Origin of the sequence: Roseateles asaccharophilus (genome assembly GCF_031458115.1) — a bacterium.
Lineage (GTDB): Bacteria > Pseudomonadota > Gammaproteobacteria > Burkholderiales > Burkholderiaceae_C > Pelomonas > Pelomonas asaccharophilus_A.
On record NZ_JAVDXV010000001.1, the window covers coordinates 969,934 to 980,842 of the forward strand.

Annotated in this window: 10 protein-coding genes; 7 read left to right on the top strand and 3 right to left on the bottom strand. The window is 67.8% G+C overall.

Going from position 1 to position 10,909, the window contains the following annotated elements; all coding sequences use genetic code 11:
* Positions 1 to 56: 56 nt before the first annotated feature.
* The gene (locus J2X21_RS04510) at positions 57 to 1,676 is read right to left on the bottom strand and encodes a recombinase family protein (RefSeq protein WP_310325357.1); all 1,620 of its coding nucleotides are present in this window, start codon (positions 1,674 to 1,676) and stop codon (positions 57 to 59) included.
* Here J2X21_RS04510 and rimO point away from each other — a divergent pair.
* Both rimO and J2X21_RS04520 read left to right on the top strand, forming a co-directional pair.
* Complete coding sequence (rimO, locus tag J2X21_RS04515) at positions 1,675 to 3,084, top strand: 30S ribosomal protein S12 methylthiotransferase RimO (protein WP_310325360.1); 1,410 nt, start codon at positions 1,675 to 1,677, stop codon at positions 3,082 to 3,084. The two genes, J2X21_RS04510 and rimO, sit on opposite strands and share 2 nt — an antisense overlap.
* Entirely contained in the window at positions 3,081 to 4,265 is a 1,185-nt protein-coding gene (locus J2X21_RS04520; RefSeq protein WP_310325362.1) for a PLP-dependent transferase, read from the top strand. The genes rimO and J2X21_RS04520 overlap by 4 nt, the downstream gene beginning before the upstream one ends.
* A gap of 73 nt (positions 4,266 to 4,338) precedes the next feature.
* Here J2X21_RS04520 and smpB read toward each other — a convergent pair whose 3' ends face one another.
* On the bottom strand, positions 4,339 to 4,800 hold the full coding sequence (gene smpB / locus J2X21_RS04525) for an SsrA-binding protein SmpB (protein ID WP_310325364.1): 462 nt from the start codon (positions 4,798 to 4,800) through the stop codon (positions 4,339 to 4,341).
* Positions 4,801 to 4,847: 47 nt separating this feature from the next.
* Between smpB and J2X21_RS04530 the strand changes: the two genes are divergently transcribed.
* Positions 4,848 to 5,306: a type II toxin-antitoxin system RatA family toxin gene (locus tag J2X21_RS04530; protein ID WP_310325366.1), complete on the top strand. Its 459-nt coding sequence runs from the start codon at positions 4,848 to 4,850 to the stop codon at positions 5,304 to 5,306.
* The gene (locus J2X21_RS04535) at positions 5,296 to 5,610 is read left to right on the top strand and encodes an RnfH family protein (protein ID WP_310325368.1); all 315 of its coding nucleotides are present in this window, start codon (positions 5,296 to 5,298) and stop codon (positions 5,608 to 5,610) included. The genes J2X21_RS04530 and J2X21_RS04535 overlap by 11 nt, the downstream gene beginning before the upstream one ends.
* 6 nt (positions 5,611 to 5,616) lie before the next feature.
* Here the strand turns inward: J2X21_RS04535 and J2X21_RS04540 are convergent, their stop codons facing one another.
* A complete protein-coding gene (locus tag J2X21_RS04540) occupies positions 5,617 to 6,129 on the bottom strand; it encodes a DUF4124 domain-containing protein (protein WP_310325370.1) in 513 nt (170 codons plus the stop codon).
* A 60-nt stretch (positions 6,130 to 6,189) separates the two neighbouring features.
* Here J2X21_RS04540 and guaB point away from each other — a divergent pair, with 60 nt between their 5' ends.
* The 3 genes from guaB to guaA all read left to right on the top strand — a co-directional run bounded on the left by guaB (position 6,190) and on the right by guaA (position 10,559).
* Complete coding sequence (guaB, locus tag J2X21_RS04545) at positions 6,190 to 7,659, top strand: IMP dehydrogenase (protein WP_310325373.1); 1,470 nt, start codon at positions 6,190 to 6,192, stop codon at positions 7,657 to 7,659.
* A gap of 90 nt (positions 7,660 to 7,749) precedes the next feature.
* Entirely contained in the window at positions 7,750 to 8,952 is a 1,203-nt protein-coding gene (locus J2X21_RS04550; protein ID WP_310325377.1) for a TCR/Tet family MFS transporter, read from the top strand.
* A gap of 20 nt (positions 8,953 to 8,972) precedes the next feature.
* Positions 8,973 to 10,559 (top strand): glutamine-hydrolyzing GMP synthase, encoded by a 1,587-nt coding sequence (gene guaA / locus J2X21_RS04555; protein ID WP_310325380.1) that lies wholly within the window; start codon positions 8,973 to 8,975, stop codon positions 10,557 to 10,559.
* Positions 10,560 to 10,909 lie beyond the last annotated feature (350 nt).

A 10,909-nucleotide genomic window follows, 5' to 3' on the forward strand; every position in this document is an offset into this window, starting at 1 on the left:
CGCCTGGCGCTTTCGCATCAGGACGACGTATTCATCGCAGTCCGCGCGGACTTGCCTTAGCCAGGCAGTTGGACCTCCCCAGCGATCCAGCCGCCCTGGGTGTCGATCCGCAGCGCTCTGGCAACCCCGCCCTTGGCCAGCAGCAGCACATCGATGATGTCTGCCGGGTCTCGGCCTGGGCGAAAGCCCGACGCGTAGACCGTGATCCGGTCGAACGTGTCGGCCACCAGCTGGCGGGCCTGCAGCCGCGCGTCGACATCCAGGGCGGCGACGCCCGCGGCGAGATCTCGCCACTTCGCGTCGACGCCGTCGACGTCGCCCCGGGCCAGGCTCTCCAGCTGGCGCTCGGCCGCGGCCGTGGCCGCCTCCACCTTTCCCTTCTCTTCCTCCAGCTCGCGGGCCAGGCGAACGAACGTGGCCGGCGCATCCGTCGAGGACAGCAGCGCCGCGCTCACCCGCTGCAGCTGCGCGTCGATCTCGGCCGCGCGCGTGCGCAGCTTGGCCAGCTCGCTGCGCAGCGGTTGGGCGCGGTCGCCGGCGTACAGAGCGCGCAGGTTCATGATGTCTGAGCAGTAGTTCATCAGCGCCGCCTCCACGGGCGCGACGCTGCGGCTCTTGGGGTATTTGCAGCGGCCGCTTGCGTACTGCTGGCCAGCGCAGAGCAGACGCCTGTAGCCCGGGCTCAGCCGGTCGCCCTGGCGCTTGATCTTGCCGAAAAGGTTCTGGCCCGACATCGCGCAGCCGCAATAGCCGCAGTAGGTGATGCCAATGCCGGTGATGACGTGCGGCACGTCGCCGGCGCCGGTGCGGCCGCCGCGCCGCACGCGTTGGTCGCCGGCGGCCTGCAGCTCTGACCATTGCTCGGGCGTCAGGGCCGCCGGGTAGTAGCCCTGCAGCTCGAACTCCTCGCCGGCCACGGTGAGCCGCTTGGTGCCGATCAGCGCCGGGCTCTTGAGGATCTTGTAGAGGTGCGTGCTCGACGACGGCCCGTCGACGGGAGAGAGCCCCGCCTCGGCGAGCTTGTCGAGAATGCGCCGGCCGGACTGGCCCGCCAGGTACAGCCGCGCCATCTCCCGCACCGCCTCGGCCCGCTCGGGCACCAGCTCCCAGCCCTCGGCCGTCTCGCGCACCCATTGCGGGTCTTTGCCGTTGCGCACCTTGCCCCGCCAGGTGCCGGCCTGCCAGCCGCGGCACTGCTTCAGGATGGCTGCCGTCACGCGCTTGCTCTTGGTGTCGCTCTCCTCGTGGGCGCGGATCATCACCAGCAGGCTGTAGACCAGGTCCATCGGGTTGGCCTTGAGCTGTGCACGGCTGTAGGCCTTGCCGTCGCTCGCCGTCACCACGGTAATGCCAGCGTTCACGATCTGCGCCAGCTGGGCTTGCGCCTGGATCGGCTCGGCGCGCGACAATCGGTCCAACGCCTCCACCACAAGCACGGAGCCCTCGGGCACCTGGCCACCCTCCACGGCAGCCAGGAAAACGCCCAGGGCGCCGGATTTGACGTGCCGCTGGTGGTAGGCGGACAGACCCTCATCACGCAGCGTCAGCGACTCGTCGAGCTGCAGCCCATGCTCGGCCGCCCAGCGTGCCGCATAGGCCGCCTGGCGCTCGCTGCTGTGCCCCGCGGCCTGACGGGGGTCAGAGAACCGAAGATAGCTATAGACCAGACCCGCCATGAACGTCGCCCCTGATGCACCTGAAACCGCCCCGACCAAGAAGCGGGCGCCAAGTATAGGAATGGTGTCCCTCGGGTGCCCCAAGGCCTTGACCGACAGCGAACTGATCCTCACGCAACTGCGCGCCGAGGGTTATGAAACCTCGAAAACCTTCGCCGGCGCCGATCTGGTGATCGTCAACACCTGCGGCTTCATCGACGATGCCGTCAAGGAAAGCCTGGACACCATCGGCGAGGCACTGGCCGAGAACGGCAAGGTCATCGTGACCGGCTGCCTGGGCGCCAAGGCCGGTGCATCCAGCACCGACGCCGGTAGCCTGGTGCGCGAGATCCATCCCAGCGTGCTGGCCGTGACCGGCCCGCATGCCACGCAGGAGGTCATGGACGCGGTGCACACGCACGTGCCCAAGCCGCACGACCCCTTCATTGACCTGGTGCCCAGCTTTGGCGTGAAGCTGACGCCCAAGCACTACGCCTACCTGAAGATCAGCGAGGGCTGCAACCACCGCTGCTCGTTCTGCATCATCCCCAGCATGCGCGGCGACCTGGTGTCCCGCCCCATCGGCGATGTGCTGAACGAGGCCCGCGCGCTGTTCGAGAGCGGCGTGAAGGAACTGCTGGTCATCAGTCAGGACACGTCCGCCTACGGCGTGGACGTGAAGTACCGTACCGGCTTCTGGGACGGCAAGCCGGTCAAGACCAAGATGCTGGACCTCGTCGCCCAGCTCGGCGAGATCGCCAAGCCCTACGGCGCCTGGGTGCGCCTGCACTACGTCTACCCGTACCCGCATGTGGACGAGGTGTTGCCGATGATGGCGCAGGGCCTGGTGCTGCCCTACCTGGACGTGCCGTTCCAGCATGCCCACCCGGACGTGCTGAAGCGCATGAAGCGCCCGGCCAACGGCGAGAAGAACATGGAGCGCATCCTGCGCTGGCGCGAGGCCTGCCCGGAGCTGGTCATCCGCTCGACCTTCATCGCCGGCTTCCCCGGCGAGACCGAGGCCGAGTTCCAGTACCTGCTGGACTTCATGCAGGAAGCGCAGATCGACCGCGCGGGCTGCTTCGCCTACTCGCCGGTGGAAGGCGCCAGCGCCAACGACATCCCTGGCGCGCTTCCCACCGAAGTCCGCGAGGAGCGCCGCGCGCGCTTCATGGCCGTGGCCGAGCAGGTGTCGGCTGCCAAGCTGCAGGCCCGCGTGGGCCAGACGCTGCAGGTGCTGGTGGACGCTGCGCCGGCGCTGGGCCGCAAGGGCGGCGTGGGCCGCTCCTATGCCGACGCGCCCGAGATCGACGGCACCGTGAAGATCCTGCCGCCCGAGAAGGCCAGCAAGACGATGAAGGTCGGCGACTTCGTGCGCGCCCGCGTCGTGGCAGCGGATGGGCACGATCTGGTCGCGACGCTGGTATGACGCGCCAGCCGTCGACCAAGCTCATCCATCACCCCTACCGCGCGCCCGAAGGCTGGGACGCGGTGCCCGTGCCCGTGGCCAAGGCGTCGACCGTGCTGTTCAAGGACACGGCCGACCTGCACAAGCCCCGGCCGCGCGACGGCCTGACCTACCGCTACGGCCTGCACGGCACGCCCACCAGCTACACGCTGGCCGCGCGGCTCGCGACGCTGGAACACGCCGAGCACTGCCTGCTGGTGCCCAGCGGACTGGCGGCCGTGACGCTGCCATCGCTGGCTGTGCTGCGCCCCGGCGACGAGGTGCTGGTGCCGGACAACGTCTACGGCCAGAACCGTTATCTGACCGAGTCCTGGCTGCCGCAATGGGGCGTCACGCACCGCTTCTACGACCCGCTGACGGTGCCGGAGCTGCGCGACAACACGAAGCTGGTCTGGCTGGAAGCCGCGGGCTCCATCACGCTGGAGTTCCCGGACCTGCTGGGCACGTTCGCCGCCTGCCGCGCGCGCGGCGTCACGACGGCGCTGGACAACACCTGGGGCGCTGGCCTTGCCTTCAACGGCTTCGAGCCGGCGCCGACGACCCACCCGGGCCTGGGCGCCGACATCGTCATGCAGGCGCTGACCAAGTACGCCAGTGGTGGCGCCGATGTGCTGATGGGCTCGGTGTGCACGCGCGACAAGCGGCTGCATGACCGCCTCAACCACGCGCACGAGCACCTGGGCTATGGCCTGGGCCAGAACGACGTGGAGCTGGTGCTGCGTGGCCTGCCGACGATGCAGCTGCGCTACGAGGCGCAGGACCGCGTGACGCGCCGGCTCGCCAGCTGGATGACGGGTCGCCCCGAGGTGGCGCAGGTGTTTCACCCCGCGCTACCGGGCTCGCCGGGGCACGAGCATTGGCTTGAAGTGGGCGGCGCCGGTGCAGCCTGCCTGTTCTCGGCCGTGTTCAAGCCCGAGTACAGCGCACGCCAGGTCGATGCCTTTGTCGACGCGCTGGAACTGTTTGGCATCGGCTACTCGTGGGCGGGCCCGATGAGCCTGGCCGTGCCGTACGACATGAGCCGCAGCCGCAACCTGCCGCTGCCGTTCGACGGTGGCACGCTGGTGCGGTTTGCGATTGGTCTGGAAGACGGTGCCGACCTGCAGGCCGACATCGAGCAGGCGTTGTCAGCTTTGGGTTAGCCCTTGGCTGACACCTTGTGCCGCATCAGCTGACCCTTTTGGCGAAAGGTGCAACGAGCCGCTGCGCGCCTCTTCAGTCCTTGCGGCCTGTTGATGCGTGCCGCATCAATTGCCCCTTTTCGCGTTCCCAATCGCGCTTCTTCTCGGTCTCGCGCTTGTCATGCTGGGCCTTGCCCTTGGCCAGCGCGATGTCCGCCTTCACGCGGCCGCCCTTGTAGTGCAGGTTCAGCGGCACCAGCGTGAAGCCGCGCTGCTCCACCTTGCCCACCAGCCGCTTGATCTCGGCCTTGTGCATCAACAGCTTCTTCGTGCGGTCGGCCTCGGGCGTGACGTGCGTGGACGCGCTGCGCAGCGCGTTGATGCGGCAGCCGATCAGGAACAGCTCGCCGTCCTTGATGAGCACGTAGCCGTCGGTCAGTTGGACCTGGCCCGCGCGAATGGCCTTGATCTCCCAGCCGGACAGCACCACGCCGGCCTCGAATTGCTCTTCGATGTGGTAGTCGTAACGGGCGCGGCGGTTCTCTGCAATGGACATGGAGACACAGGTGGGGCTCGAAGCCCTTCTTACAATCCCGTCATTCTATGAAGCAGGTCAAAAAGTCCGTTCTGCTCTGGTACACGCCGCAGGAGATGTACGAGCTGGTCACCCAGGTGGAGCGCTATCCCGAGTTCCTGCCCTGGTGCAACAAGGTCGAGGTGCTGGAGCAGGGCGCCGACAGCGTCACCGCCAAGCTGCACCTGTCGTACGCCGGCGTGCGCCATGCTTTCACGACGCGCAATCGCAACGAGGCCGGACGCAGCGTGCGCATGGAACTGGTCGACGGCCCGTTCTCGCACCTCGACGGCCTGTGGCAGTTCCTGCCACTGAACAAGCCCGGCACCACCGGCGAGCCCACCGCCTGCAAGATCGCCTTCGAGCTGAGCTACGCGTTCAGCAGCGGCGCGCTGGAGGCCGTGGTCAGCCCCGTGTTCGATCGCATCGCCAACACCTTCGTCGACAGCTTCGTGCAGCGCGCGGAAAGCCTCTACGGTGCGCGTTGAACTGGTCTGGAGCCCGCAGTCAGGCGATGTGCAGCATCGCTGGCTGGAACTGGAGGAGGGCGCCACGATCGAGTCGGCGCTGCGCGCCTGTGCGGATTTCAGCCAGCCCGCTGGTGAGTTGCGCGTGGGCGTCTGGGGCCGGCTGCGGCCGCTGGACACGCCGCTGCGCGAGCGGGACCGCATCGAGGTCTACCGGCCGCTGACCGTGGATCCCAAGGAGGCGCGCCGGCAGCGCTATGCGAACCGGGGCGAGCGCATCGTGTCGCGCCATCGCCCCAAGGGCGGCGTCAGCGAGAAGCGCTGACCGCCATCACTTGCACTCGGAGCTGGCGACCTTGCTGGCGCGTTCGATCTCGGCGCGGCGCTGCGCGTCTTCCATGTAGACGCGCTCGCCCTGCTCGTTGGTGCGGGTGATGCGGATGCCGCTTTGCAGGTCGCGCAGATAGGCCTGGGCGCGGCTGCAGTTCTCGCGCTTCTCGGCGGCGACGCGGCGCTCCTCTTCCTTCTGCTTGGTCTGCTCGCGGTCCTGTTCCTGCTTCTGGCGTGCGGTGGCGTCACGCTCGGCCTTGGTGGGCGCGCTGGCGGCGGGCTTGGCGGCCGGCGCCGAAGCCGCGGCGCTGGCGGCCTGCCCGGCAGGCACGATGACGACGTTGCGCGTCGACGCTGGTGGGCGTTGCAGGATGTCCTTGTCCGGCGTGCCGGACGGCGGCGGGCGGTCGCTGTACTGCACCTTGCCCTGGGCGTCCTTCCACTTCCATTGCGCCTGGGCGGACGCGGCCAGCACCAGGCCGATCAAAGCGACGAAGAGGGGCTTGTGACGCATGGGGGCAGTGTAGCCGTGAGGTCGTCCGTATAATGCCGCTTTGCGTCTGGAGCTTTCCTCATGCGCCTTCTCGGCAAAGCGCTCACCTTCGACGATGTGTTGTTGGTGCCGGCGTTCTCCCAGGTGTTGCCCCGCGACACCAGCCTTGCGACCCGTCTGTCGCGCAACATTTCCCTGAACCTGCCGCTGGTGTCCGCCGCCATGGACACCGTGACCGAGGCCCGCCTCGCGATCGCGATCGCGCAGGAAGGCGGCATCGGCATCGTGCACAAGAACCTGTCGGCCGAGGCCCAGGCGCGCGAGGTGGCCCGGGTCAAGCGCTATGAGAGCGGCGTCGTGCGCGAGCCGCTGACCGTCAGCCCGGACGCCACGGTCCGCGACGTCGTCGAGTTGCAGCACCAGAACGGTTTCTCGGGCTTCCCGGTCGTCGAGGGCAAGCGGGTCGTGGGCATCGTCACCGGCCGCGACGTGCGCTTCGAGACGCGCATGGACGCCAAGGTGCGCGAGATCATGACGCCGGCCGAGAAGCTCATCACCGTCAAGGAAGGCGCCTCGCTGAACGAGGCCAAGGCGCTGATGCACACCCACAAGCTGGAGCGCGTGGTGGTCGTCAACGACGCCTTCGAACTGCGCGGCCTGATGACGGTGAAGGACATCACCAAGCAGACCAGCTTCCCGAACGCAGCCCGCGACTCCCACGGCGGCCTGCGCGTCGGCGCGGCGGTGGGCTTCGGCGAAGACACCGAGCAGCGCGTGGAACTGCTGGTCAAGGCCGGCGTCGACGCCATCATCGTCGACACCGCACACGGCCACAGCGCCGGCGTGCTGGACCGTGTGCGCTGGGTCAAGCGCGCCTTCCCGAACGTGGACGTCATCGGCGGCAACATCGCCACCGGCGCCGCGGCGCTGGCGCTGGTCGAAGCCGGCGCCGACGGCGTCAAGGTCGGCATCGGCCCTGGCTCCATCTGCACGACCCGCATCGTCGCGGGCGTGGGCGTGCCTCAGATCACGGCGGTCGACAACGTCGCCACCGCGTTGCGCGGCACCGGCGTGCCGGTCATCGCCGACGGCGGCATCCGCTACTCCGGCGACGTGGCCAAGGCCATCGCCGCGGGCGCGGATTGCATCATGATGGGCGGCGCGTTCGCCGGCACCGAGGAAGCGCCGGGCGAGACCATCCTCTACCAGGGTCGCACGTTCAAGAGCTACCGCGGCATGGGTTCCATGGGCGCGATGGCCAAGGGCAGCGCGGACCGCTACTTCCAGGACACGTCGGCCAACAACCCCAACACGTCCAAGCTGGTGCCCGAAGGCATCGAGGGCCAGGTGCCCTACAAGGGCTCGGTCGTGCAGGTCATCTTCCAGATGGCGGGCGGCCTGAAGGCCTCCATGCACTACTGCGGCTGCGCGACGATTGCCGACATGCAGAACAAGGCCGAGTTCGTCGAGATCACGACGGCCGGCATGCGTGAAAGCCATGTCCACGACGTGCAGATCACGAAGGAAGCACCGAACTACCGCAGCGAGTGAGTTGTTGACCGCACAAACGGGGCGATTCCAGATCGCCCCGTTTCTCTTTTCAGAAACCCGATGAGCCGCTCCCCGCAACGCACCCCTGCCATGGGTTTCATCATGGCCGCGGTGCTGATCGACATGATCTCCATCGGGCTGATGGTGCCGGTGCTGCCTCACATCGTGGGCACGTTCACGCACAGCAACGACGAGCAGACCTCGGCGTTCCTGCTGGTGACGATGGCCTTCGGCATCGCCAACTTCTTCGGCTCGCCCATCCTGGGCGGGCTGTCCGACCGCTTCGGCCGCCGCCCCGTGCTGCTGATCGGCTTCGCCGGACTGGCGCTGAGCTTCTTCGTGACGGCGCTGGCCACGGCGCTGTGGATGCTGGTCGCGGTGCGGCTGTTCTCCGGCGCCATGCAGGCCAACATCGCCGTCGCCAACGCCTATGTGGCCGACATCACCGCGCCGGAAGACCGCGCGCGTCGTTTCGGCCAGCTGGGCGCGATGTTCGGCATCGGCTTCATCCTCGGTCCGCTGATCGGCGGCTGGCTGGGCCAGCGCGACGTGCATTGGCCCTTCATCGCGGCGGGCTGCATGGCGATCGTGAACTGGTGCTACGGCTGGTTCGTGCTGCCCGAGTCGCTGCCGCTGGAACGGCGCACGCCATTCAACTGGAAGAAGGCCAACCCGGTCGGCGCGCTGCGCGGCCTGGCCGCACTGAAGGGCGTGGGCTCGCTGGTGGGCGTCATCGCGCTGTCGTCGCTGGCGCAGTTCATGTTGCACATGACCTGGGTGCTGTACACCAAATTCAAGTTCGGCTGGGGGCCCAAGGAGGTCAGCTGGTCGCTGGCGCTGGTGGGCATCGTGTCGGTCATCAGCCAGGGCGTGCTGCTGAAGCCGCTGCTGGCGCGCTTCGGGCCGCAGCGCCTGGCGCTGATCGGCATGGGCTCGGCCTCGCTGGCCTATCTGGGCTTCGGCCTCGCCAGCGCGGGCTGGATGATGTATGCCGTCATCGGCTTCAACCTGCTGGGCGGCGTCGCCGCGGCGGCCGTGCAAGGCATCATTTCCAGCGCGGCGCCGGCCAACCAGCAGGGCCAGGCCATGGGCGCCGTGTCTTCGCTGAACAGCCTGATGGCCGTGCTGGGCCCCGTCATCGGACTGACGCTGCTGGGCTGGGTGTCGCACCGCCCGGCCGGCGACCTGTTGATGGGCCTGCCTTTCTTCACCTGCGCTGCGTTGCAGTTCATCGGCCTGATCGCCGCGTACCGCTTCTTCCACCGCCAGCGCCCCGCCTTGCAAACTGCCTGACAAACCGCCTGAAATACGCCATGCAACACGACAAAGTCCTCGTCCTCGACTTCGGCTCCCAGGTCACCCAGCTCATCGCACGCCGCGTGCGCGACGCGTCGGTGTACTGCGAGATCCACCCGAACGACGTGTCGGACGAGTTCGTCCGCAGCTACGCGCCCAAGGCCATCATCCTGAGCGGCAGCCACGCCTCCACATATGAAGACCACGAACTGCGCGCACCGCAGGCCGTGTGGGACCTGGGCGTGCCGGTGCTGGGCATCTGCTACGGCATGCAGACCATGGCGGTGCAGCTGGGCGGCAAGGTGGAGTGGAGCGACCACCGCGAGTTCGGCTACGCCGAGGTGCGCGCCCATGGCCACACGCAGCTGCTGGACGGCATCCAGGACTTCGAGACGCCCGAGAGGCACGGCATGCTGAAGGTCTGGATGAGCCATGGCGACAAGGTCACCGTGCTGCCGCCGGGCTTCAAGCTGATGGCGTCCACGCCCAGCTGCCCCATCGCCGGCATGGCCGACGAAGCGCGCCGCCTGTACGCGGTGCAGTTCCACCCCGAGGTCACGCACACGTTGCAGGGCGAAGCCATGCTGCGCCGCTTCGTGCGCGACATCGCCGGCTGCAAGGGCGACTGGCAGATGGGCAGCTACATCGACGAGGCCGTCGCCAAGATCCGCGAACAGGTGGGAGATGAAGAAGTCATCCTGGGCCTGTCCGGCGGCGTGGACTCGTCCGTGGCCGCGGCGCTGATCCACCGCGCCATCGGCGACCAGCTGACCTGCGTGTTCGTCGACCACGGCCTGCTGCGTTTGAACGAGGGCAAGATGGTCATGGAGATGTTCGCCGGCCGCCTGCACGCCAAGGTCGTGCATGTGGACGCCAGCGAGCAATTCCTCGGCACGCTGGCCGGCGTGGCTGACCCCGAGCGCAAGCGCAAGATCATTGGCGCCGAGTTCGTCGAGGTGTTCCAGGCCGAGGCCAAGAAGCTGACGAACGCCAAGTGGCTGGCGCAGGGCACCATCTACCCCGACGTGGTGGAGAGCGGCGGCACCAAGACCAAGAAGGCCACGACGATCAAGAGCCACCACAACGTCGGCGGCCTGCCCGAGACGCTGGGCCTGAAGCTGCTGGAGCCGCTGCGCGAGCTGTTCAAGGACGAGGTCCGCGCGCTGGGCGTGGCGCTGGGCCTGCCGCCCGACATGGTCTACCGCCATCCGTTCCCGGGCCCGGGCCTGGGCGTGCGCATCCTCGGCGAGATCAAGAAGGACTACGCCGACCTGCTGCGCCGCGCCGACGCGATCTTCATCGAGGAGCTGCGCAACACCATCGATCCTGCCACCGGCAAGAGCTGGTACGCGCTGACCTCGCAGGCCTTCGCCGTCTTCCTGCCGGTGAAGAGCGTGGGCGTCATGGGCGACGGCCGCACCTACGACTACGTCGTCGCGCTGCGCGCCGTGCAGACCAGCGACTTCATGACGGCCGACTGGGCCGAGCTGCCCTATGCGCTGCTCAAGCGCACGTCGGGCCGCATCATCAACGAGGTGCGCGGCATCAACCGCGTGACCTACGACGTCAGCTCCAAGCCGCCCGCGACGATCGAGTGGGAATGATTCAAAGTTGTGCCGGGTCGTCCAAAGCGATCCGGTGAACTTGAATAAACCTAATCGCGACAGGGACTTAGATGGTCCGGGACGTCCCAGGATGTCCCCCGAGAGCTCACCGGGCTGAACGGTATCGAAGACGGTATCAGGGCACTGGCTTCCAACGACCCAGATTGATGCCGTCAGGCACTCTGACGGTATCGGTTGACGGTTTCAAGCGGGGTGCCGAGATGCTCACGGATATGGAGTTGAGGGCGCTGAACCGTAAGCAGCCAGCGAACACATGTTGACCGCTGCAGAGCGTTCGGTCAGATGGCTGGCACCCAGTGATGAGGCAGCAACTCGTCGATTGCGCAGGC